The organism is Sulfurospirillum deleyianum DSM 6946, assembly GCF_000024885.1.
Classification (GTDB): domain Bacteria; phylum Campylobacterota; class Campylobacteria; order Campylobacterales; family Sulfurospirillaceae; genus Sulfurospirillum; species Sulfurospirillum deleyianum.
In genome coordinates this window covers 1594716-1617991 of record NC_013512.1, presented here as the reverse complement: position 1 = coordinate 1617991, position 23276 = coordinate 1594716, and the positions used below count along the sequence as shown (strand labels likewise).

Sequence of the window (23276 nt, the reverse complement as noted above, 5' to 3'; positions counted from 1 at the left end):
GTTACAATTATAGCAAACAGACCACAATGGAGTTTCTAAATGTTTGAAGAAGTGAAAAATGTAAGCCTTTTAAGTCAAAAAATTGATGAGCTTTTAGAAAAATACAAAGCCTTAGAAGCACAAAATGAGACCTTGCGTCAAGAGTTAGTCACCGCAAAAGCTGTGGCAGAAGCCAAAAACGTTCAGATTGCAAAGTTAGAGCAAGATTTGATTCATAAAGATGTGAATGCTGATGATTTACTCAGTAAAATTGAAGCCGTACTTGGTCGATGAATAAAATAACCATTAGCCTTGGTGGCAAAGACTTTGACATCAAGTTAGAGGGGGAGTTTGCTCTTAAATTTGAAGCTGATTTTAAAGCGCAGTTCAAAGAGAAAAGCACCATAGACCCCAAAGAGCTTTTGTACGCCTACGTAGGGAAGTGCTACGATAATTTTCTCCTCGAAGAAGAGATTACAAAGTTGTTACATAAAATCGAAACTATTTAAGTTATGCTTTAAATACAATGTTATAGAATGACACAAGGGTCAATAAATGTATTGGCTAAAAAAACACAAGGAGAAACGATGAAAAAAGGTTTTACGATGATCGAACTTATCTTCGTTATCGTTATTTTAGGTATCTTGGCAGCAGTGGCGATTCCAAGATTGACAGCGACAAGAGATGATGCAGTTATTTCTAAGCTTGCAGCAAATCTTTCGACATTAGTATCAGATGCGGGTTCTTATTATACTTCCCAAGGTTTAACAAAATGGCAGGCAGTAACATGGCCGTTGCTTACTAATGTTCAACTTCAAGGTTCGGCTAGTGATATGTCATCCGCTACAGGAGATATTCAAACAAATACTGCTTATATGAATGCGGATGCATCTCATAGTTGTTTTACTATTACTACAACAGTTGATGGTAATATGACAGTTGCTAATGGTAGTGATACATCAAGTGTTATTTGTATTGGAGCACAAAGTTTGGCTAAAGACTTAGTTAAAACTCATACTTTCGGTGGTGTAGGTATTACTCGATAGTCATAATCTAAGAAAGCAATCTTTAAAAAAATAAGGGTTGCTTTCTTGGTTCCAAAAAAAATGTAAATCTTATGAAGTAAAATGGATTAGTATGAAAAAAGCTTTTACAATGATAGAACTGGTTTTTGTAATCGTTGTGCTTGGTATTTTAGCAGGTGTTGCTATTCCAAAACTTGCCGTAACTCGTGATGATGCGATGCTGGTTAAAGGCAAATCGCAAGTAGCTGCTATTCGTAGTGGTATAGCCCTTCAAAAATCCAAAAGACTTTTAGAAGGAAATACAACAGCCCTCACACTCGATACCAATACAACGACAGCCGAGGGGCAAGAACTGTTTAAAAATGTATTGGATTATCCTATTATCTCTAAAAATGCGGATGGTCATTGGATGAAAACGACTACGGGATACTCTTTTAAAATTTTAGGTCAAACGATTCCTTTTACGTACAATGCTGCCACAGGTTTCACCTGTGATACAACAAACAGTAGCACAGGCACAAATTGTAAATCGTTGACGCAATAACTTTCGTGTGCATTACTACCTTATTTCTCTTTTAAAATCCCCGCTTACTCCCTTAACGTATTGCTCTCATGATATTTTAGAGATAGGTAGGGTGGTGGAAGTGCCACTTTCTAAACGCACACTTTTGGGTGTTGTGCTTGAGTGCGTTGAGCAACCTTCTTTTGCGTGTGAAGAAATTTTGCTTACATGTAAAACATTTTACACTTTAAAAACGCTAGAATTAGCACGTTTTATCGCTGAGTATTATGTCTGTTCCTTAGGTGAAGCACTTGCTCTTTTTACCCCGTTTTCACAAAAATCTTTACATGTAAAGCAAACGATTAACACCACCATTGAACTCTCTAGTCTGCAAGAAGAGGCTTTGGCGTTTATCAAAATCAACACAAATGCTCTGCTTTTTGGCGATACAGGCAGTGGCAAAACAGAAATCTATATGAAACTCTTTGAAGAAGCCATCAATGAGGGAAAACAGGTAGCTTTTTTAGTGCCAGAAATTGGTCTAACCCCACAGATGAAAAGCAGACTTAAGCATCATTTTGGCGCTCATGTTGCGATTTGGCACTCAAAAATTAGCGCTAAGAAAAAAGAGCAGATTTTAACAGAGCTTCAAGAGGGAAAAATTTGCATTGTAGCAGGAACCCGTTCGGCTCTTTTTTTACCCTATGAAAAACTAGGCTTGATTGTGGTTGATGAAGAGCACGATGAAAGCTACAAATCAAGCAATAGACCTCGCTACAACGCTAAAGATTTAGCCCTTTTGTTTGGGCAAAAACTCAATGCCAAAGTACTTTTAGGCTCTGCAACGCCTAGTTTAAACAGCATTCAAAAGCTTCCCACCTTTAGGCTTAAGGGGACGTTTTTTGAAGCTTCCACGCATGTGATGTACGATGAGAGTGAGCATGGGCTTTCCAATGCCGTAGTGGTTGCCATTGAAAAAACGCTGAAACGGCAGAAGCAAGTGGTGGTTTTTGTTCCTACCAGAGCCAATTTTAAGTACATTACATGTAAAAGCTGTGGAGCGAGTGTGGAGTGTCCTTATTGCAGTGTTGCCATGAGTGTTCATTTACATGTTCATGCGTTAAAATGTCACTACTGCAATTACACCGAAGCGATTCCAAAAGCCTGTCCGAAGTGTGGATGTGAGGAGATTATTGCGACACGGATGGGAACGGCGGAGGTGAAAGAGAAACTCTCAATCCACTTTAAAGACTTTAGCGTTTCGCAGTTTGACCGTGATGTTATTAAAACCGAAAAACAACTCACCCAGATACTGAGTGATTTTAATGAAAAAAAGATAGATATTTTAGTGGGAACGCAGATGCTCAGCAAAGGGCATGATTACCACGGTGTGGGTTTAGCGGTTATTTTAGGTGTGGATGCGCTTTTAAATATGAGTGATTTTCGAGCCAGAGAAAAAACCCTAGCGCTTGTCATGCAAATTGCGGGGCGAAGTGGTCGAAAAGGCTACGGTGAAGTGTTGATTCAAAGTCAAAATAGTGCGTTTTTTAAGCGCTATTTGGGAAATTATGCGCAATTTTTAAACGATGAATTAGCCTTTCGTAATCCACTTTATCCACCCTTTCAAAAAATGCTAAAACTAATGAGCGCACACACCAAAGAGGAAAAAGCCAAAGAGCGCATTGAAAACGTAGCCCAAATAGCTTTAGAATTTAAAAGTATTGAAGTAGTAGGACACGGCAAAGCGGGTGTTGCCAAAATAGCAGGAAAATACCGCTATGAGCTTTTAGTGCGTAGCCCTTCTACCAAAGCACTGTTAGAATTTGCTCATCTAAGCAAAGCCTTACAGGTTGAAGCTGATATGGATCCGCTCTCCTTTTCTTAAAATCAAAAAAGGTATAATAAACACCTTATAGAACAAATCAATTTAATTTTGGATACACCATGATAAAACGATACCCTACGAAGCAAATTTTTGTTGGCAATGTCCCTGTTGGCGGCGATGCTAAAATCCCTGTACAATCCATGACTTTTTCAAAAACCCATGACGTTCAAGGTACATTAGAGCAGATTAAACGGTTGCATTTTGCGGGATGTGATATTGTCCGTGTCGCTGTGCCTGATTATGAAGATGCTTATGCGCTTAAAGCGATTAAAGCAGAGTCTTCTTTACCGATTGTGGCGGATATTCACTTTAACTACCGTTTTGCACTCATTGCAGCGGAGGTGGTGGATTGTATTCGTATCAATCCAGGGAACATTGGGAACAAAGAGCGTGTCAAAGAGGTCGTAAAAGCGTGCAATGAACGTAATATTCCCATTCGCATAGGGGTTAACAGTGGCAGTTTGGAGAAACAGTTTGATGAGAAGTATGGCGCAACCACAAAAGCTATGGTCGAATCAGCCCTTTATAACATTAAATACCTAGAAGATTTGGGCTTTACCAATATGAAAGTCTCCCTAAAAGCGAGTGATGTGGAACGTACTGTTGAAGCGTACCGTATGTTACGTCCTTTGGTGGAGTATCCCTTTCATTTGGGTGTTACGGAAGCTGGAACCTTGTTTCACTCTACCATCAAATCGTCCATCGCTTTAGGTACCCTTTTGTTAGATGGCATTGGCGATACGCTTCGAGTTTCCATTACAGGAGAGCTTGAAGAGGAGATAAGCGTAGGGCGAGCCATTTTAAAAGACAGTGGTGTGCAAGCAGAGGGATTAAACATTATCTCATGTCCGACATGTGGGCGTTTGGAGGCAAATTTGGTCAATGCCGTTGCGGAAGTGGAGCGTCGTACCAAGCATATTAAAGCGCCTTTAAATATCTCGGTGATGGGATGCGTGGTCAATGCCATTGGTGAGGCAAAACATGCGGATGTTGCCATTGCGTTTGGAAAAGGGCAGGGGCTTGTGATGGTCAAAGGAGAAGTTGTGGCAAAACTTAAAGAGGAAGATTTAGTCGATACCTTTTTAAAAGAGGTTGAAAAAGCGGCACGAGAGTATAAAGCATGAGTACGTTGCACAATGTTAACATTGAGCGTTCTGTTTTAAGCTCCATTCTCTTTAATCCAGCGACCTTTGAAGATGTCGCCGCATTGATTAGTGCGAAAGATTTTTATTTGCCCAGTCATCGTTATATTTTTGAAGCGATGGAAGCGTGTCAAAGAGAAGATTTGCCTATTGATGAAGAGTTTATCAAGAAAAAGTTAAACCAGCAAAGCAGATTTGATGAAGATGCGATGCTCGAAATTCTCTCCACCAATCCTCTTCCTACGACCAAAGCGTATGTGGAAGAGATTAAAGAGAAGGCGATTAAGCGTGAGTTGGTGCAACTGACGTCTGATATTAAAGAGATTGCGGTGGAGAAGGATTTGCCTTCTACGGAAGTGATTGATTTGGTGCAACAGAAGTTGTATCAAATTACGCAGGAGAACAGTTCTCGTGAATTTCGTGAATCGCCTGAGATGACGCATGCGACGATTGCACATATTCATGAGATGAAAAAACGGGGTAATTCTGGCATTGTTGGTGTTGATACGGGATTTACCGAACTGAATCGTTTGACAACGGGATTTGGTGAGGGCGATTTGATTATTGTTGCGGCACGTCCAGCGATGGGTAAAACGGCGTTTTGTCTTAACTTAGCACAAAGTGCTTTGGATAGAGGGCGTGGTGTGGCGATTTTTTCTTTAGAGATGCCAGCAGAGCAGTTGATGCTCAGGATGCTTAGTGCTAAAACTTCTATCCCTCTGCAAAAGCTTAAAGTGGGTGATATGAGCGATGAGCAGTGGAGTAGGCTTAGTGGTGCGGCGGATGAGATGAGTAAGCGCAAGTTTTTTGTGGACGATAATGGCTCAGTGGATATTCACCATGTGCGTGCGAAACTTCGAAAACTTAAAAGTCGCCACCCTGAAATCTCTTTGGCGATTATTGATTATTTGCAGTTAATGAATTCTGCGGGAAATAAAGACAGACATTTGGAAGTGAGTGAAATCAGCCGAGGGTTAAAACTTTTGGCAAGGGAATTGAATGTGCCTATTATCGCACTTTCTCAGCTCAATCGTGGTTTGGAAGGCCGTAGCGATAAACGCCCGATGCTAAGTGACCTTAGAGAATCAGGGGCGATTGAGCAAGATGCGGACATGATTTTATTTGTGTATCGTGATGATGTGTATCGAATACGAGAAGAGAAAGAGAAAGAGCAAAAAGCCAGAGTTGAGGGCAAAGAGTATAAAAATGACTTTTTTGAAAAGCCTGAAGAAGCAGCAGAAATTATTGTGGGTAAAAATAGAAATGGTCCTGTGGGCGTTGCTAATTTGGTCTTTCAAAAAGCATGTACTCGCTTTGTGGATAGTGTCAAAAATCCTATTCCTGTGGAAGTGGTACAGTATAACGCCTCCATTGCCCCTGAGGCAAAGATAAGTTTGCCTCCGTTGTAATATGCTTCTTCCTCCTCCGCTTTTAGCAAACAAAAAAGAGCTTTTTGTTTTGCTTGTAGCGGTGGGATGTGTGGCGCTTTTTTCTCTTTCTTTTCATTACTATCACTTTTTAGAACTTCACAAAACAGCGTTACATGTAAGCAAAGCCACGGTTTTAAATCACTATACTAAAACCAACGCAAAAGGGCGCACGTATGATGTTTTTAAGCTTAAACTTGATGGTAGTGGCGCAGAGGTTTATACCACTTCGTTTCGTCCCTCTTTCATTCCTATCAAGAGTCGAGTCAAAGTAAAACTCAATGTTGAAAATGTAAGCTTTTATGACTATCTCAAAGGTTTTTTTGCGCCTTCTTTGGCTCTGTATGAAATGTATGAAGATGACCCACCTTGGGATGTGCGCCCTTTGTATCAATGGATAGACGCCCAACATAAAAATGACAAAATGGCAGAAGTGTATAAAACCCTTTTTTTTGCCACGCCTATTTCAAAAGAGCTTCGTGACGAGGTTCAAAAGTGGGGTATCTCGCATTTGATTGCGATTAGTGGGTACAATGTTGGGGTTATCTCATTTTTACTCTTCTTTTTTCTTAAACCTCTGTACCGTTTTTTTCAAAATCGTTATTTTCCCTACCGTAATATGAGCGCAGATTTGAGTTTTATTGTCTTTGTAGTCTTGTTTTTTTATATGGTTATCATTGATTTTATTGCCCCATTTTTACGGGCATTTGTGATGAGTTTATTGGGATTTTTCTTCTATTCAAAGGGGATAAAAGTGTTGAGTTTTGAAATGCTAGCTCTGGTGAGCATGGCACTGTTAGCACTTTTCCCATCGCTTCTTTTTTCGCTCTCTTTTTGGTTTTCCATCGCAGGGGTCTTTTATCTCTTTTTGTTTTTGCACCACTTTGGGCATCTCAATCGTTTTGTTTTGCTTGGGATAATTGATTTGGGAGTATTTTTCTTAATGATTCCTATTGTGCATACATTTTTCCCCGTTTTTACCTTTTTACAACTCACTTCTCCTCTTTCTAGTTTGGTGTTTGTCGTGTTTTATCCTTTGGGGCTTTTGTTGCATCTTTTGCAGTTTGGTGATATCTTAGATGGCGCAGTCCTTACCTTTTTACATGTAAAGACACAAACGTATATGCTGGAATTTCCATGGTGGATATTGTTTGGGTATGTGGGAACTTCTTTGGTGGCAATACGTTTTAAACTAGCCCTCTATGGGTGTTTGATTTTCTCGTTTTGCTCGCTCTTTTTCATTGAGTAAAAAGCAGAGTTTTAAGCCGTAGAGATAGATAAACCATGAGAGATAAATCCATAAAAAAAAGAAGAGTAAAATGCTAAAAGAGCCATAAATGCTGAGGTAGGTTTTATTGTAAGCAACATAAAAAACAAATAGGTTTTTTGAAATATACCAAAAAAGTGAAGCGATAAATGAAGAAAGTAGAGCACTTTTAAGATGGATTTTGATTTTAGCAGAGACACTATACATAATTAAGAAGAGAAGCCAGATAATAAAATAAGGGGTAAATTGTACAAAATTAATCGTACTGGTAACAGGGGTTTGTTCTAAAAATGTTTGTATGGTCGCTGAGCTATAAAAAAAGATAATCAGCCCCAGTGGCATGAGTGTTACCATCGTCCAATATGTTGCGAGTGCTTCCCAAAAACTGCGGGTTTTTGTCTCAAAGATTTTACTGACAATTTTTTCATAATCCAAAAAAAACATAATGGAAATGTAAAGCACAAAAATGAGTCCTACAACGCCCATATTGCCTGTATTGGCGATGAAATCATGCAAGTAGTGAATCATGATGTCTTGCTGAGTGGGAATCAGTGAACTAAAGATAAAACTTTGGAGTTTTTCATAATAAATTTCAAAAAGAGGCAGTTTGGTAAAAAGGCTAAAGGTAATCAGTAAAATAGGAATGAGCGATAAAATCGTGTGAAAACTAAGCGAAGAGGCGTAGTGTGCAAGTTCTACGTCTCTTAACTTTTTGAAAAATTCCACACAATTTTTCGCACTTAACACTTAGAGTCCCATTTTAGAGGGATTTAAAATGTTATTGGGGTCAAAGGCTTTTTTAATCGAACGGAAGAGTTCCATCTCAGCATCGCTAAAGGCTAAGTGCATAAAAGGCGCTTTACTGAGTCCTATGCCGTGTTCACCGCTAAGGGTTCCACCCAGCTCCACAGTTGCTTTAAAAATCTCTTCAATGGCTCTATGCCCAATTTCAAGCTGTTTCGCATCGCTTCCATCGACCATGACGTTGGTGTGAACATTGCCATCGCCTGTATGTCCAAAGCACGGCACTACGACGTTGTATTTTTTAGAAATCTCACCAATGGCTTTGAGTAGGGCTGGGAGTTTGCTACGAGGTACGGTGATATCTTCGTTGAGTTTTTTACTGCCGTAGATGTTGATACATTGACTTGCATTGCGTCTTGCAAACCAAAGATTTTTCGATTCTTCGGCATTTTGCGCTCGTTTAAAACCACTTCCTCCATTTTCATTAAAGGCTTTTTCAATGACATCAAGCTGTTTGGTGAGCTCTTCTTGCGTGTTTCCATCCACATCGGTAATCAAAATAGCCCCTGCATCTTTTGGCAAGCCTTTGTTGTACTTTTGCTCAACGGCGTTGATAGAAAGGTTGTCTAAAAACTCCATTGCCACAGGCGTGACACCCGCTGCCATCGTTTTATACACTGCATTCATCGCATCTTCAACGCTGGGGAAAATGCCCATGGCTGTTTGTGACATTTTAGGCTTTGCAATCAGTTTAAGGGTAATCTCTGTAATGATGGCTAACGTTCCCTCACTGGCAATGAGAATTCCTGCAATGTTATAACCTGCGACATCTTTAATGGTACGTTTTCCCGCACGAATAATCTCACCGCTTGGAAGCACCGCACGAAGCGCCATAACGTAATCTTTGGTAATACCATATTTGGCGGCTCGCATACCACCAGCGTTTTCGCTGACATTGCCACCAATGGTTGAGTACTCTTCACTGGCAGGATCTGGTGGATAAAAAAGTCCCTTAGCTTCCACAGCTTTTTGCAGTGCCATGTTAATGACACCGGGTTGAACTACCGCAACCATGTTTTCCATGTCAATCTCAAGGATTTTGTTCATATGTTTTTCAAATGCTAAGATAACGCCACCATTTGCAGGCAAAGAGCCTCCTGTAAAACCACTACCCGCCCCACGAGGTGTGATGATAATGCGGTGTTCATTGCAGTATTTTAAGATAGCACTCACATCGTTTTCATCACGAGGAAACAGCACGGCATCTGGCTCATAGCGTGTACGGGTTGCATCGTAGCAGTACGCAATGAGATGGGCTTTGTCATCATAAACATTTTCAGCGCCTAAAAAACTTTTAAAATAATCAATATGCTTTGCTTCCATCACTATTTTCCAATCAATGAAGTGTAGTAGCTGTTATAGTCTTTAATTTCAGAACTTTCCCAGCTAAACCATGAACTTTCCACTTCTTCATTACGAGAGTAAAAAGGAAGTTTCATCTCTTGTGCAGAGGTTTGAATCGCAACGGTATGAATGGTGTTGAAATTATGACAATCTACAAAATAGCCCTTATCTTTAATCGCAAAGAAAATAAGTGATGCGGTGTTTTGATAGCACATTTTTTGAAAGAGTTCTTTATCGGGATTTGGACGGTAGATTTTTGCTAGATAGGCTGCCATTAAGTCAGGGTGTACCCATGTGATTTTAGGATAAGTTTTCAAAACCTCTTTATACGTCTCTTGATTTGGTGTTACAATTAACGCTCTGTCGTAGAGATAATTTAAAGTAACTTCATCGCCTTTGCTTGGTTTTATGCCTGATTCTGGAAAGGCAAATTGGGAAAGCATCTCAAATTTTTCAACACGCAATGTTGCATGATTTCCGTCTTTACTGATAACATCGACACGCGCAATGATACTTGAGGTTTTATCATCAAAGGCATGTTTCACAATGCCACTTGCACCCACAACAAAAGAAGGGGAATCTGCAATAACGAGGTGTTTATCATTTGCGTCTAACACAGCTGTTTTGTATTCGACAAAAGGTGTTTGAGCAAAAGCAAAAGAGCCAAATAAACACAGACACAAAAACAAGCATATTTTCTTCAACGGAAGCTCCTTAAGGGGTTGAATCCCTGTATGATTTTATAGTGGGATGATTATATCTATAACTGTTTTAAAAAAACTTATTTTTACACATAAGGAAGGCTTTTAGGGATTTTGTAAGATTTTTTGAGATAAAATCAAGCACTTATGAGGGGGTGTGTCGATGAATAAACTGCTATTTTTTTGGATGATTTTTGTTTCATTTTCTTGTGCCTCCTATCTTGAAGAGTTGAAATGGCCAAAAGGTGAAACTTTTTTAACCTTTTTAGAAAAAAACAATCTACCGCTTACGATTTATTATACTTTAGATAAGGAAGAACAAGAACTGGCTGCTGAAATTGTCGCAGGGGTTAGGTATCAGGTTTTAAAGAGTGATGATGAGCAACTCGAACAAGTGTTGATTCCGATTGGTGAAGAGCTTCAAATGCATCTTAAAAAAGTCAAAAATGAATTTATGATGGAGATTACGCCTATCGTTTTTCAAGAAGAGAAACACTCTGTTGCCATTGAAATTCATCATTCGCCGTACATTGACATTGTTAAGGCAACCAATAATCATGGACTTGCCAATGAATTTTCTCAATCATTTAAAAGTGGGGTGAATCTTCGTAGTTTACAAAAAGGGGATAAACTTGTTTTACTTTTTCAGCAAAAACGTCGCCTTGGAAAACCTTTTGGTTCCATAAAAATAGATGCTTCGATGCTTGAAACGGCTAAAAAGCAAAATTATATTTTTTATTATAATGAAAACTATTACAACCAAAAAGGGGAAGAGTTAGATAATTTTCTCTTAACAAAACCTGTGAATTATACTCGTATCTCTTCCGTGTTTACGCAAAAACGGTGGCATCCTGTCTTAAAAAAATACCGTGCGCATTTGGGTATTGACTATGCTGCACCTACTGGAACGCCTGTTCGTTCTGCAGGTAATGGCAAAATTGTTTTTGCAGGAACGAAGGGTGGCTATGGTAAAACGATTGAAGTGAGTCACGATGGAAGTTATAAAACGCTTTATGCGCATCTTAACGGCTTTGCGAGGGGCATTCGAGGTGGACAGCGTGTGAAACAAAATCAAGTCATAGGGTATGTCGGCAATACAGGTATGAGTACAGGACCGCATTTGCATTTTGGTTTGTATCGAAGCAATGTGGCGATTAATCCTGCGAGTGTGGTAAAAGTAGCTAAGAGTTCTTTGGGTGGAAAAGAGTTAAAAGAGTTTATGCGTTACACCGAAGAGTTAAAACAACACGTTGAAACAGCATTAGAAAATGGAGAAGAGCCTCGTAGGGAAGAAGAGTTTGATAACTTTTCTCTTTTAGAAAAAGCCCATAGTTAAATTAAATCGCAAAAAAGAGTCTCACATGATACGATGTTTTTTTAAGAATAGTAACAAACTAGAAGTCATCACTGATTTTAATGATTTTTATGAGAATGAGGATAAAAAAGATAAAGTTGTTTGGCTCGATATGCTTTTGCCAACCCACACAGAGATTAGTTTTGTGGAAGAGACGTTTGGGATAGATTTTCCAACCAAACAAGAGAGTGAAGAGATTGAGATATCTTCACGTTATTGGGAGGAAGATAAGAAGATAGAGATTAACAGCTTCTTCTTAATTACGCATGAAGACGGTGCGCACAACGAAACGGTTTCGTTTATTTTGCAAGGGAATTTGCTGATTTCGATTCGTTATAAAGAGCTTCGTGCGTTTGAAGAGTTTAGCAAACGCTTTTTTTACGCACCTCGTGAGTTTAAAAACGGCTATTACATCTTTTCACAGCTTTTAGACATTAGAATTGATGCCGATGCAGACATCATTGAAAAACTCTCAAAAGATATTACCCGTCTTCGCAAACACGTTTTTACAGACTATGCGAATAACGATGAGGAAATCTTGGAAAAAATCTCCTCTTTTGAAGATTTAAATATGAATATCCGTGAAAACTTGATGGATAAACAGCGTATCTTAACGTCGTTTTTAAAGTCTAATAAATACGACGATAGCTCCCTTCGTAGCGATATTGTCATTATGCTTAAGGATATTAAGTCCTTGATTGATTACACCGAGTTTAATTTTGAGAGGCTGGACTACTTGCAAAATATCTTCGTGGGTGTTTTGAGCATTGAGCAAAATAAAGTTATCAAAATCTTTACCATTGTTAATGTCATCTTTCTTCCACCAACGCTCATTGCAAGTATTTATGGGATGAACTTTAAGATTTTGCCTGAGCTTGATTGGAGTTATGGGTATGTCTTTTCGCTTGCGCTTATGGTGATTTCTGCGATTACGCCGATAGCAATTTTTAAGAAAAAAGGGTGGATTTAGGGAATGGAACACACCATTGAAGTGCTAAGAATAGAGGAGTGTGTTTCATCGGTTTATATTAAGCCTAAAAGCATGTACTACGTGCACAATGATGTGGAAAAACGCTGGGATTTGGTCGATACGCACGATAGCGTTGCGATTCTTTTGTACCATCAAACTTTGGATAGTTTCGTCTTCGTTAAACAGTTTCGCCCTTCCATTTACCTCAAAAATAAAGAGGGATTTACCTATGAGTTGTGTGCGGGTATTGTCGATAAAGAGAAGAGCTTGATTGAGATTGCCAAAGAGGAGATTATTGAAGAGACGGGGTATGATGTTCCGCTTGAAAAATTAGAAAAAATCTCTTCGTTTTACACCGCTGTTGGCTTTGCGGGTGGCAGACAAACGCTCTACTACGCCGTGCTAGATGAGAGCATGAAAGTGAGCGAAGGTGGTGGCATAGAGAATGAAAACATTGAAGTCATTTACCTCAAACGTGAAGAGACGCTAGAGTTTATGTTTGATGAGAGTATCGCTACCACATCTGGGTTAATGTTTGCCTTGATGTGGTACTTTAAAACGTATGAAAAATAGCTTTACATGTAAAGGTTTTAGAACATAAAACCAAATAAACTTCTGCTATAATATTTTCATGTACACCGTTGAATTTGTCGAACTTGAGACCAAAAAACCATTTGCAGAGTTTATCGCTACTTTGGAAAAAAATGAAGTAGCAAAGGTTTTTGCTTCGATTGATAAATTTATCGAGCTTAAAAATACCGCTTTGCCTGTCGGTGAAAATCTATCTAAAAAGCTAGACGAGGGCATTTTTGAGATACGAGTGAGCTTACCCAATAAGATAGTTCGAAATTTATACTATTACGTCAGCGGTCAAAAGATTATTATCACGCATGGCTTTGTGAAAAAAAGCCAAAAAACTCCTAGCTCTGAAATCGTAAAAGCCAAAGAGCTAAGGAGACAATACAATGAAAGGATGGCATATGAGTAACTATGAAAAACTAAAAAAAAGCTATATGAATGATGCTGAATTTGTCTCTATGTACGAAGATGCAAAAACACAAGTTGATTTGGAAAACGAAGTGCAATACATCAAAGATAAAATTCACACCAACGATACTTCTTTCAACCTTCTAAATGCTCTGGACACCTTGCAAAAACACATCAGCGAATACACGCATAAACGAAAGTTGGCGTAGGTTTTATCTTTACATGTAAAGCTTTGAATCTTTACATGTAAAAAGGTTTTAGTCAATAAATCGTTTCGTCAAATCCCCATAGGTTTCGATGCGTCTATCACGCAAAAACGGCCAGATGCGTCTGACGTGTTCGCCTCTTTGTAAGTCCACATCGACGATGAGCACTTCTTCTTTATCATGACTCGCTCGAACGATGATCTCGCCTTGAGGACCAGCGACAAAAGAGTTTCCCCAAAAGCGGATGCCATCTAACACGCCATGATTGTCTTCTTCTTTACCGATGCGATTGACGCTGATGACGGGTAGTCCGTTGGCGATGGCATGCCCTCGTTGCACCGTTTCCCATGCGTCGCATTGTCTTCTTTTCTCATCTTCCATGTCTTCATCAAACCAGCCGATGGCGGTGGGGTAGATGAGCATTTCAGCCCCTTTTAGCGCCATCAAACGGGCGGCTTCGGGGTACCATTGATCCCAACAGACTAAAACGCCTAGTTTGCCCACACTGGTTTGGATAGGGTTGTAGCCCATATCGCCTGGAGTGAAGTAGAATTTTTCGTAAAAACCGGGGTCGTCAGGGATGTGCATTTTGCGGTATTTGCCAGCGACTGTGCCATCTTTTTCAAAGATGACGGCGGTGTTGTGGTACAGACCTGCGGAGCGTTTTTCAAAAAGGGAGGTGACTAGAACGACGTTGTTTTCTTTGGCGATGCCTGACCAAAAGGCGATGTCGCTCTCCCAGTTGCTCGCAAGGTCAAAACATGCTACATCTTCGTTAATGCAAAAGTAGCGGTCTTGGTGGAGTTCTTGGAGTACGACAAGCTCTGCGCCTTGGCTTGAAGCGTGTTGAATGAGTGAAACGGTTTTAGCAATCGTTTCTTTGGCTGAGCCTTGAATGGCGTGTTGGATAAGCGCTGTTTTCATTGGATTGACCTTCTCTTATAAAGTGATTTTATTCTACATTAATATGCTTTTAACACAAATTAATCTATTATCTTGATGATAACTATCAATTAGGAACAGAGATGATAATGCTATCGGAAATGAATCCAGGCGAGCAGGGCATCGTCAGTAAAATAGACGCTCAAGGTGAGCTTAAACAACGCCTTTTTTCTTTAGGACTTCGAAAAGGAAGTCAGATCAAAATGAAAGCAAGCAGTATCGCAAAAAGTACGTTAGAAGTTGAAGTGGGAAGTACGCTTTTAGCTTTACGTTATGAAGAAGCAAAAATGATTCAGGTAAAAAGAGTATGAAAGAGTTTGTGATTGCCTTAGTGGGGCAACCTAATGTGGGTAAAAGTATGCTGATTAATGCCATTGCAGATGCAAGGCTTAGGGTTGGCAATTTTTCAGGGGTGACGGTTGAAAAAGCTGAGGTGCGTTTTGTAGCGCAAGGGCATAGCATTAAGATTGTCGATTTGCCTGGAACTTACTCTTTAAATGACTACACGCAAGATGAGCGAGTGACCAAAGAATTTTTGGAAAATGAGCCGTATGATTTGATTATTAACGTCGTGGACACCACCAATTTGGAGCGCAATCTTTTCTTAACGACGCAGTTGTTAGAGCTTGATAAAAAGATGATTGTAGCATTGAATATGATGGATGAAGCGCAAAAAGAGGGGATGTGCATTGACCATGAGCAGTTAAGCTCCATCTTGGGTGTTCCTTGTGTCAAGGTTTCTGCGGCAACGAAAAAAGGCATTGGAAAGCTTTTAAACCGTGCGATTGATATGTTCCAATTTCCACATGAAAAATCAAAGTTAATTTACAGTGATGTTGTGGAAGAAGAAGTTGCAAAAATCGTACTTTTCTTAGAAGAAAAGCGCTATAAAAGTGCTGTTGCATACCGTGATATTGCCTTAAAACTTTTGGAAGAAGATGTTAAAACGTACCATCAGATGCGAGATGAGCCTTTATGGTTGGAACTCTCTTTGATTTTAAAAGAGGCGTTGGAGCATCTGTATTTGCACCATGAGAGCAAAGATGTGCGTGAGATTTTTGCACAAGAGCGTGCGGCATTTGCCAAAGGTGCGGTGCTTGAAACGCTTACATGTAAAAAGTGTTTAACATCAAGTATGACTGAAAAAATTGATGCAATTTTAATTCACAAAGTCTTTGGGATTCCTATTTTTGTTGTGTTGATGTGGAGTTTGTTTCAGCTGACATTTGAGCTAGGTTCTATTCCTATGGAATGGATTGATATGTTTTTTGTGGCTTTGGGTGCGTATATTAAAACCATTTTTGGAGAGGGCGCTTTGGGTTCCTTGCTCGCAGATGGCGCACTTTCTGGTGTGGGTGCTGTGGTGATGTTTTTACCTAACATTGTTATTTTGTTTTTAGGCATTGCGCTTTTGGAAACCACAGGCTACATGGCTCGGGTTGCGTTTTTGCTCGATGGTTTTTTTCATCGTTTTGGTTTGCATGGAAAGAGTTTTATCCCTTTGGTGACGGGGTTTGGATGCTCCGTTCCTGCGTACATGAGCGCACGTACGCTTAAAAACGATAAAGACAGATTGGTGACGCTTTTTATCATTGGATTTATGAGTTGTGGGGCGAAACTTCCTGTGTATGTACTTTTTGTTGGGGCATTTTTTTCGCAAGAGCAAGCGGGCAATGTACTTTTTCTCATCTATATCGCAGGGGCATTTGTCGGGCTTATCGCCGCAAAATTTTTAAAGCGTTTTATTTTTAAAGGGGTGGATGAGCCTTTTGTTATGGAGATGCCAAAGTACCGTTTACCTTCGTTAAAACTTATTTGGCATACGGTGGCGATTAAGGCGATTTTGTATTTGCAAAAGGCGGGAACGTTTATTTTGGGTGCTTCGATGCTGATTTGGTTTGCGAGTAATTATCCTAAATATCCCGAAATTGAAGCAGAGTATGCGCAAAAAATAGAGTTAGCTCAAAGTGATGAAGCAAAAGATAGTCTTGAAAATGAACAAGCCAAAATGCTTTTGGAGAAGAGTTTTTTAGCGATGATTGGCAAATCTACCGAAGGGCTTTTTGCACCCATTGGGTTGGATTGGAAGATGACGGTGGCTTTAGAGAGTGGTTTGGCGGCTAAAGAGGTGGTGGTTTCAACTTTAGGGGTTTTGTATGCCTTAGGTGCTGAGGTCGATGAGGAGAGTGAGGGGTTGCTTGAGGTGATTCAAAAAGAGATTCCTTTTGCCTCTGCGGTTTCGTTTATTATCTTTGTCATGTTTTATTTGCCGTGTATGGCTGCTTCTATTGTTTTTGCCAAAGAGAGTGGAAGTTACAAATACTTAGCCTATTTGTTTGTGTTTACGACACTCATTGCGTGGGGATTGTCGTTTATTGGGTATCGTATAGCTCTTTACATGTAAAAGGGATTAATCCTTTTTTACATGTAAAAGCGTGTCGGTATTTGAATCATCATAGGGGTCAAGGTGTGCGTTGATGACCCACTCAATTTCAGGAGCGAGTGCTTTGATATTGTCTTCGATTTTATCCCCTGCATGGTGCGCTCGAAGCAGAGAAATACCAGGGCTAAAGACTAAATGAACATCGACAAAGTAGGTGTTGGCAGACCTTCGTGTTTTTAAGTCATGAAAATCGCTAATCTCCTTTTCCGCTAAAATAAGGCGTTGAATATTTTCCACAATCTCTTCTTCCAAAGAAGCGTCCAGTAAAATATAAACCCCATCTTTAATCAGCTCATACGCCGAGTAGATAATATAAAGCGAAATAAGTATCCCCATAATCGAATCAATCATCTCAAAGCCTGTAAAATGAATCGCCACTAAAGAGAGCAAAATGGCGCCATTGCTTAAGACATCGGTTTTATAGTGTAAGGCATCAGATTCGATGACCATACTGTGTGTTTTTTTTGCTACATGGTGAAGAAAAGCAACTAGCATGGTTGTAAGGATGAAAGAGACGAGCATCACCCAAATGGAACTGCTTAGGTGTGAGAGTGCCTCAGGATAAAAGAGCTTTTTAATCGCCGTATAGAGGATAAAAAGTCCCGACATACAAATAATCGTTCCCTCAATGACCGCAGCTAAGGCTTCGATTTTTCCTTTACCGTAGTTAAAGGTTTTATCGGCAGGTTGTTCGGCTTTGGCAATGGCAAAGTAGTTAAAGGCTGAAACGATTAAGTCCAGAACTGAGTCGATGGCAGAAGCTAAAACCGCCACCGAACCGCTTAAAAGACCAATAAACAGTTTAATAATAATTAAAAGTGTCGCCGTTGCACTTGAGACGATGGTCGCTTTTTTTTGTAATGTCATTAGGCGTCATCTCGTTCTTTGTAGATATTCATCGAAGCACAATGTAAACTGCCATGCTCTCGAATCAGTACAGAGGATTCAATGCCTACAACCTCACGCTCGGGAAAGTAGTTTTTAAACGTTTCGAGCACCGCTTCATCGCATGGGTCAGAGTAGGTTGGAACCAACACAGCGTTGTTAATCAACACAAAGTTCATGTAGGTTGCAGGAATACGGTGATTGTTAAAGTATTTGGCAGAAGGCAGGGGGAGAGCAAGCAGGTCATAGCCTGTTTTTTTAAGCTCTTTTTCCATCTTTTGAAGCTCTTCATAGTGTTCGTCTTCTTTATCGTAGCATTTGACATAGGCGATGGTATGTTTGTTGATAAATCGTGCTAGGGTATCAATGTGTGAGTCGGTGTCATCGCCCATCAGTGCGCCATGTTTTAAAACAATCAGTTTTTTGAGTCCAAAGAGTTTTTTCAAGGTTTTTTTAATTCCTTTTTTGGAAAGCTCAGGATTACGGTTCTCTTCAAAAAGACAATATGCTGTTGAGAGCATGACGCCATGACCGTTACTGTCGATGCTTCCGCCTTCTAGCACAAAATCTAAGCTTTTGAGTTTACCTTGAAGATAGCCTTGATAAAAGAGTTGTTGGGTGATGGTATTGTCTAAATTGGCTTCAAATTTGTTGCCCCATGCATTAAAGATAAAGTCATAGGTGCGACGTTTGTGATTTTTATAGATGTTAATGCCTCCAAAATCACGAATCCATGTATCGTTGGTTGGCATCTCAATAAGCTCAATATTTTGCAAGTTTGGAAGCAGGTTTGCAAGAGCGGTTTTATCTTCACAAATCACAAGACATTTTTGAAAGCGGGCAATCTTACCAATAAATTCGACATAGGTTTGATGAATCTCTTTAATCGAGTGTGCCCAGTCGCTCTGTTTTGGAGGAAACACAACCAGTAAAGCCTCTTGCTCTTCCCATTCTGCGGGTATACGTCGTTTCATTGGATTTCCTTCGTGGAGTAATTAGGGATTTTATTATACCAAAATGTGCCATCGTTTTTTTGAAGAAAAAAGAGTAAAATAGTCGCCATTACTCTTTACATGTAAAGGACTTTTGTGTTACTTCGAGATAAAAATAATAAAAGCATTAAACAGATTAATCTTATGGCACTGTTGTTTGCCGCTCTCTTTGCTTTTGTGTTTGCGGGGTTTATTATTATCAATGAATATCTTTCGTTTAAAGCAGAAAATGAAGCGCTTAAAGTGCGTTATAAAGAGGAACAACATAAAAGCGCTTTAGCTAATTTACGTCTTTTAAGCGACATCGTCCGTTATCGTTTTGAACAAAGTAAGCATGAAGAAGAGGGTGTCATTGAGAAAAAAGTACTCGAAGATGTCCGTGCGTTAATGGCGCATCTTGCAGCGCATCATTATATTTTTATTCAAAAAGAACAGGGGCAATTACTTTATACTTCCAGCGAGTATCCTACTGAAACGCCTTTGAATGAGAGCGTTGTACGGGAGAATTTTGAGCCTTTGGCGTTGGTTTTAGGAAGTGGTGTGCAGATGCAAGGGATTGAAGATGTTTTATCCCACAATGAAAAAGCGTATGAAGATAAGATTATTGATTTTGTTTTGAAAATTTATATGCTGACACTCTTTTTGTATTTGGTAAGTACCATAGAGTACCGTTATGTCAGTGAATTGATAGGGCGAGAAATTCGCTTTATCATTGCTTCATTTAAAAAAGCTTCACTCAATTATGAATTTATTGATACCAGCAAAATTAAATTTAAAGAGTTTCAAGAGATTGTGGCACAAGCCAATGTGATGATTGAGCAAATCAAGAGTCAAAATGGCGCTTTAGTGGGATTAAATAGCTCCCTTGAAGAGATTGTGGTGCAAAAAACACACGCACTGAAGCAATCGGTTGAATACACAAAAGAACTTTTAGAAAAACAAGATCGTTTTATTAAAAATGCTATTCATGAAATTAACACTCCCCTTTCTATTATTTTGATGAACATTGATTTGTACAATCTCAAATATGAGAAAAATCGCTATTTACTCAAAATTGAAGCGGCGGTGAAGGTGCTTGATAATATTTACGGGGATTTGGAGTACATTGTCAAAAAAGACAGAGTGGTGTATGAAAAAACAATGGTGGATTTTTCAAGCTTTTTGATGCAGCGGGTTGCCTATTTTGAAGATGTTGCGGAGGGAAATAAGTTAGAAATCAAAACAGAAATCGCTTCTGATTTGTTTATTGTCTTTAATGAAATTGAATTACAGCGTATTTGTGACAATAATATCTCCAATGCCATTAAGTATAGTTATGAAAATAATGCGGTAGAGGTTAGGCTCTATGAAGAGAAGGATGCCATTGTCTTTTCGGTTGAAAATTGCGGTGAGATGATTCGTTCTCCCGAAAAATTGTTTGATAGGTATTACAGAGAAGATGTCGCACGCGGTGGTTTTGGGCTTGGACTAAACATCGTTAAAGAGATATGTGATATGCATGGTGTGGGTATTGAGGTGATGTCCAATGAGGAGAGAACACGCTTTTTGTATCGTTTTAAAAAGGAAAAAGATGAAGATTTTACTGCTTGAAGATGAGTCGATGTTGCGAAGTTCGATTGAGGAGTATTTGGAAGGACTTGGGCATAAAGTCATTGCTTTTGGAAATGGGGAAGAAGCGTATAGTGCGATTGCAGAGGGAGTGTTTGATCTTTTGATTTTAGATATTAATATTCCTAAAATGAATGGATTGGCTCTTTTAAAGGCTCTCAATGAGGCAGAAAAAGCTTATCCGACCATTTTTATCAGTGCGAATGTTGAAATTGATGACATTAGCAGAGCGTTTGAGTTGGGGGCTTCGGATTATCTTAAAAAGCCGTTCCATCTTAAAGAGTTGGGACTTCGTATTGATAAAATTAAAAAAGCCTATGAAATTAAACATTTACAGCATGTCATTTTAAGTTCAAAATACGTTTTTTCCAAAGAGGAGCAGATGCTTTTTTACAACAATAATGTGCAAATTTTGACAAAAAAACAGTTACAAATAGTAACATTATTGTGCGAAAATATAGGGGTAGTGGTGGACTTCGAAAAATTCCGCAGTTATGTCTGGAACGATGAACCTGTTGATAATGCCACAATTAGGGCTGAAATAAGCCGTTTTCGTAAACTTTTAAAAGAAGATTTCATTATCAATCTTAAAGGGGTAGGTTATAAAATAGAGCGATATTATCCAGAGAAAAAAGGATAAATGTTACTAATTTACCCATATAAAAGATAAGTTTTTACAAAATTACACATAATTTTCAAATGCTACGATAATGCTATGTTGCTCTTTTAGAATGACCTTGTGACATTAAAAGCCGACCTTGAATTTTAAGGTCGGTCACAAACTTTAAGAAGGAGCATTTATGAGTGAAAATATCTACGATAAAGTCAAAACTAACCCAAAATTTGCAGAACTGGTGCAAAAAAGAAGTCGTTTTGCTTGGAAGCTTGCCATAGTGATGCTAGTTGTTTACTATGCATTTATTCTTGTAATTGCTTTTTCTCCTCATCTTTTTGCCATTAAAATAGGAGAAGGTGTTACCACGGTGGGTATTCCCATTGGGATTGGGGTTATTCTGATTGCTTTTGTATTAACAGGAATTTATACGCAAAGAGCCAACGGAGAATTTGATGACTTAACCCATCAAATTAAAGAAGAACTAAGGGGTGCAAAATGAAATGGGGTATTTTATTTTTCACACTTTCGAGTGTTCTTTTTGCGGCAGATGCGCAATTTAGCGGTAAACGTGATTTAAATGTTTCAGCGATTGTTATGTTTTTAATTTTTGTTTTGGCAACACTGGGTATTACCTATTGGGCGGCACGTCGTACCAAAACAGCGAAAGATTTTTATACTGCTGGTGGAGGTATTACAGGCTTTCAAAATGGTTTAGCCATTGCGGGAGATTATATGTCCGCAGCATCGTTTCTTGGAATTTCAGGACTGGTTTACATGAAAGGTTTTGATGGTTTAATCTATTCCATTGGCTTTTTAGTCGGTTGGCCAATCATCCTTTTCTTGGTGGCTGAACAGCTTAGAAACTTAGGGAAATACACCTTTTCAGATGTGGCATCGTACCGTTTGAAACAAACGCCTATTCGTACCCTTGCGGCATCGGGTTCTTTGGCTACGGTTGCGCTGTATTTGATTGCGCAGATGGTGGGTGCGGGACAGTTGATTCAAATCTTGTTTGGTATGGATTATGAATATGCGGTTGTTATGGTAGGCATTTTGATGATACTTTATGTAACATTTGGTGGAATGCTCGCTACAACATGGGTACAAATCATTAAAGCGGTTTTATTGCTCTCAGGGGCAACCTTTATGGCAATTATGATTATGTACAAAGTTGGATTTAGTTTTGAGAGCTTATTTGCTAAAGCGGTTGAGCTTAAAAAAACAAATGCTATTATGGCTCCAGGTGGGTTGGTAAGTGATCCTATCTCTGCTATAAGTTTAGGCATTGCGTTGATGTTTGGAACCGCAGGTCTTCCACATATCTTGATGCGTTTCTTTACGGTTAGTGATGCCAAAGAAGCACGAAAATCGGTCTTTGTTGCGACAGGGTTTATTGGGTATTTTTACATCTTAACCTTCATCATTGGTTTTGGTGCGGTGGTTCTTTTAACAGGCAATCCTGAGTACCTTGATACAATCAAAGGTGGCATCATTGGTGGTGGCAATATGGCAGCGATTCATACATCCCATGCGATTGGTGGTAATATTTTCTTAGGATTTATCTCCGCAGTAGCGTTTGCAACGATTTTGGCGGTTGTTTCAGGCTTAACCTTAGCAGGAGCGAGTGCGGTCAGTCATGACTTGTATTCGAATGTTTTTGCCAGAGGTAGAGCGGATGAGGTTACTGAGATGAAAGTCTCAAAATACTCTACGATTGCTTTAGGTATTTTGGCGATTATTTTAGGAATTGCGTTTGAGAAACAGAACATTGCGTTTATGGTTGGACTTGCGTTTGCGATTGCGGCGAGTGCAAACTTCCCAATTCTTTTCTTGTCAATGTTTTGGGGTAAGCTTACAACCAAAGGTGCTGTGTGGGGTGGAGGTTTAGGTCTTTTAACAGCGGTCGTTTTGGTTGTGTTAAGTAAAGCGGTTTGGGTGGATATTTTAGGCTATAAAACAGCGATTTATCCTTATGGAAACCCAGCGATTTTCTCAGTCACGATAGCGTTTGTTGGTATCTGGTTGTTTTCTTTGATGGATAATAGCGAGGATGCAAAACGAGAACATGCAGCGTATGAGCATCAGTTTATTCGCTCACAAACAGGCATTGGTGCGGAAGGCGCATCAAGCCACTAATGCTTTGGTACTCACAGGCAAGGTTTATGCCTGTGAGACTTTTGTCAAAACATGATTGAGA

At 39.4% G+C, this 23276-nt stretch carries 25 protein-coding genes; 19 read left to right on the top strand and 6 right to left on the bottom strand.

Annotation, left to right across the window (positions count from 1 at the left end; translation table 11 throughout):
• Nucleotides 1-39: 39 nt before the first annotated feature.
• The 8 genes from SDEL_RS08065 (at nucleotide 40) to SDEL_RS08030 (ending at nucleotide 7209) form a co-directional block, all read left to right on the top strand.
• Nucleotides 40-273, top strand: coding sequence for a hypothetical protein (locus SDEL_RS08065; RefSeq protein WP_012857367.1), 234 nt, complete (start codon nucleotides 40-42; stop codon nucleotides 271-273).
• Nucleotides 270-488 (top strand): hypothetical protein, encoded by a 219-nt coding sequence (locus SDEL_RS08060; RefSeq protein ID WP_012857366.1) that lies wholly within the window; start codon nucleotides 270-272, stop codon nucleotides 486-488. The genes SDEL_RS08065 and SDEL_RS08060 overlap by 4 nt, the downstream gene beginning before the upstream one ends.
• Nucleotides 489-566: 78 nt before the next feature.
• Nucleotides 567-1025, top strand: a complete 459-nt coding sequence (locus SDEL_RS11910) for a prepilin-type N-terminal cleavage/methylation domain-containing protein (RefSeq protein WP_012857365.1) — start codon at nucleotides 567-569, stop codon at nucleotides 1023-1025.
• Nucleotides 1026-1116: 91 nt separating this feature from the next.
• Nucleotides 1117-1548, top strand: a complete 432-nt coding sequence (locus tag SDEL_RS08050) for a type II secretion system protein (RefSeq protein ID WP_012857364.1) — start codon at nucleotides 1117-1119, stop codon at nucleotides 1546-1548.
• 7 nt (nucleotides 1549-1555) lie between these two features.
• A complete protein-coding gene (locus tag SDEL_RS08045; protein WP_012857363.1) occupies nucleotides 1556-3391 on the top strand; it encodes a primosomal protein N' in 1836 nt (611 codons plus the stop codon).
• A 59-nt stretch (nucleotides 3392-3450) separates the two neighbouring features.
• Nucleotides 3451-4515: a flavodoxin-dependent (E)-4-hydroxy-3-methylbut-2-enyl-diphosphate synthase gene (ispG, locus tag SDEL_RS08040; RefSeq protein WP_012857362.1), complete on the top strand. Its 1065-nt coding sequence runs from the start codon at nucleotides 3451-3453 to the stop codon at nucleotides 4513-4515.
• Nucleotides 4512-5942, top strand: coding sequence for a replicative DNA helicase (locus tag SDEL_RS08035; RefSeq protein ID WP_012857361.1), 1431 nt, complete (start codon nucleotides 4512-4514; stop codon nucleotides 5940-5942). Before ispG ends, SDEL_RS08035 begins: the two co-directional genes overlap by 4 nt.
• A gap of 49 nt (nucleotides 5943-5991) precedes the next feature.
• Nucleotides 5992-7209, top strand: coding sequence for a ComEC/Rec2 family competence protein (locus SDEL_RS08030; RefSeq protein ID WP_223295813.1), 1218 nt, complete (start codon nucleotides 5992-5994; stop codon nucleotides 7207-7209).
• On the opposite strand, the gene SDEL_RS08025 is transcribed toward SDEL_RS08030, so the two are convergent.
• From SDEL_RS08025 to SDEL_RS08015, 3 genes are read right to left on the bottom strand one after another with little or no spacing between them, the layout of a single operon-like run.
• Entirely contained in the window at nucleotides 7153-7974 is an 822-nt protein-coding gene (locus SDEL_RS08025) for a YihY family inner membrane protein (protein WP_012857359.1), read from the bottom strand. The two genes, SDEL_RS08030 and SDEL_RS08025, sit on opposite strands and share 57 nt — an antisense overlap.
• Nucleotides 7975-9354 carry an FAD-linked oxidase C-terminal domain-containing protein gene (locus SDEL_RS08020; RefSeq protein WP_012857358.1) on the bottom strand — a complete coding sequence of 460 codons (1380 nt, stop codon included), beginning with the start codon at nucleotides 9352-9354 and terminating at the stop codon, nucleotides 7975-7977.
• A 2-nt stretch (nucleotides 9355-9356) separates the two neighbouring features.
• The gene (locus tag SDEL_RS08015; RefSeq protein ID WP_012857357.1) at nucleotides 9357-10079 is read right to left on the bottom strand and encodes a plasminogen-binding N-terminal domain-containing protein; all 723 of its coding nucleotides are present in this window, start codon (nucleotides 10077-10079) and stop codon (nucleotides 9357-9359) included.
• A gap of 160 nt (nucleotides 10080-10239) precedes the next feature.
• Here SDEL_RS08015 and SDEL_RS08010 point away from each other — a divergent pair, with 160 nt between their 5' ends.
• The 5 genes from SDEL_RS08010 to SDEL_RS07990 are packed head-to-tail and all read left to right on the top strand — an operon-like array spanning nucleotide 10240 to nucleotide 13596.
• A complete protein-coding gene (locus SDEL_RS08010) occupies nucleotides 10240-11412 on the top strand; it encodes a peptidoglycan DD-metalloendopeptidase family protein (RefSeq protein ID WP_012857356.1) in 1173 nt (390 codons plus the stop codon).
• Between the two features lie 25 nt (nucleotides 11413-11437).
• Nucleotides 11438-12400, top strand: coding sequence for a magnesium/cobalt transporter CorA (corA, locus tag SDEL_RS08005; RefSeq protein ID WP_012857355.1), 963 nt, complete (start codon nucleotides 11438-11440; stop codon nucleotides 12398-12400).
• Between the two features lie 3 nt (nucleotides 12401-12403).
• Complete coding sequence (locus tag SDEL_RS08000) at nucleotides 12404-12973, top strand: NUDIX hydrolase (RefSeq protein WP_012857354.1); 570 nt, start codon at nucleotides 12404-12406, stop codon at nucleotides 12971-12973.
• Nucleotides 12974-13031: 58 nt separating this feature from the next.
• The gene (locus SDEL_RS07995; protein ID WP_012857353.1) at nucleotides 13032-13388 is read left to right on the top strand and encodes a type II toxin-antitoxin system RelE/ParE family toxin; all 357 of its coding nucleotides are present in this window, start codon (nucleotides 13032-13034) and stop codon (nucleotides 13386-13388) included.
• Nucleotides 13381-13596: a hypothetical protein gene (locus tag SDEL_RS07990; protein ID WP_041666354.1), complete on the top strand. Its 216-nt coding sequence runs from the start codon at nucleotides 13381-13383 to the stop codon at nucleotides 13594-13596. Before SDEL_RS07995 ends, SDEL_RS07990 begins: the two co-directional genes overlap by 8 nt.
• Nucleotides 13597-13644: 48 nt before the next feature.
• On the opposite strand, the gene SDEL_RS07985 is transcribed toward SDEL_RS07990, so the two are convergent.
• Entirely contained in the window at nucleotides 13645-14517 is an 873-nt protein-coding gene (locus SDEL_RS07985; RefSeq protein WP_012857351.1) for a carbon-nitrogen hydrolase, read from the bottom strand.
• 101 nt (nucleotides 14518-14618) lie between these two features.
• Here SDEL_RS07985 and SDEL_RS07980 point away from each other — a divergent pair, with 101 nt between their 5' ends.
• Both SDEL_RS07980 and feoB read left to right on the top strand, forming a co-directional pair.
• Entirely contained in the window at nucleotides 14619-14846 is a 228-nt protein-coding gene (locus tag SDEL_RS07980) for a FeoA family protein (protein WP_012857350.1), read from the top strand.
• Nucleotides 14843-16939, top strand: a complete 2097-nt coding sequence (feoB, locus tag SDEL_RS07975; RefSeq protein WP_012857349.1) for a ferrous iron transport protein B — start codon at nucleotides 14843-14845, stop codon at nucleotides 16937-16939. The genes SDEL_RS07980 and feoB overlap by 4 nt, the downstream gene beginning before the upstream one ends.
• A gap of 6 nt (nucleotides 16940-16945) precedes the next feature.
• Here feoB and SDEL_RS07970 read toward each other — a convergent pair whose 3' ends face one another.
• Together SDEL_RS07970 and SDEL_RS07965 are read right to left on the bottom strand one after the other, a co-directional pair.
• Nucleotides 16946-17845: a cation diffusion facilitator family transporter gene (locus SDEL_RS07970; protein WP_012857348.1), complete on the bottom strand. Its 900-nt coding sequence runs from the start codon at nucleotides 17843-17845 to the stop codon at nucleotides 16946-16948.
• The gene (locus SDEL_RS07965) at nucleotides 17845-18837 is read right to left on the bottom strand and encodes an agmatine deiminase family protein (protein WP_012857347.1); all 993 of its coding nucleotides are present in this window, start codon (nucleotides 18835-18837) and stop codon (nucleotides 17845-17847) included. Before SDEL_RS07965 ends, SDEL_RS07970 begins: the two co-directional genes overlap by 1 nt.
• A 114-nt stretch (nucleotides 18838-18951) precedes the next feature.
• On the opposite strand from SDEL_RS07965, the gene SDEL_RS07960 reads away from it, so the two are divergent.
• The 4 genes from SDEL_RS07960 to SDEL_RS07945 all read left to right on the top strand — a co-directional run bounded on the left by SDEL_RS07960 (nucleotide 18952) and on the right by SDEL_RS07945 (nucleotide 23215).
• Nucleotides 18952-20445 carry a sensor histidine kinase gene (locus tag SDEL_RS07960; RefSeq protein ID WP_012857346.1) on the top strand — a complete coding sequence of 498 codons (1494 nt, stop codon included), beginning with the start codon at nucleotides 18952-18954 and terminating at the stop codon, nucleotides 20443-20445.
• Nucleotides 20426-21103, top strand: a complete 678-nt coding sequence (locus SDEL_RS07955) for a response regulator transcription factor (protein ID WP_012857345.1) — start codon at nucleotides 20426-20428, stop codon at nucleotides 21101-21103. The genes SDEL_RS07960 and SDEL_RS07955 overlap by 20 nt, the downstream gene beginning before the upstream one ends.
• Before the next feature lie 160 nt (nucleotides 21104-21263).
• Nucleotides 21264-21578, top strand: coding sequence for a DUF485 domain-containing protein (locus tag SDEL_RS07950; RefSeq protein ID WP_012857344.1), 315 nt, complete (start codon nucleotides 21264-21266; stop codon nucleotides 21576-21578).
• The gene (locus SDEL_RS07945; protein ID WP_012857343.1) at nucleotides 21575-23215 is read left to right on the top strand and encodes a cation acetate symporter; all 1641 of its coding nucleotides are present in this window, start codon (nucleotides 21575-21577) and stop codon (nucleotides 23213-23215) included. The genes SDEL_RS07950 and SDEL_RS07945 overlap by 4 nt, the downstream gene beginning before the upstream one ends.
• Nucleotides 23216-23276 lie beyond the last annotated feature (61 nt).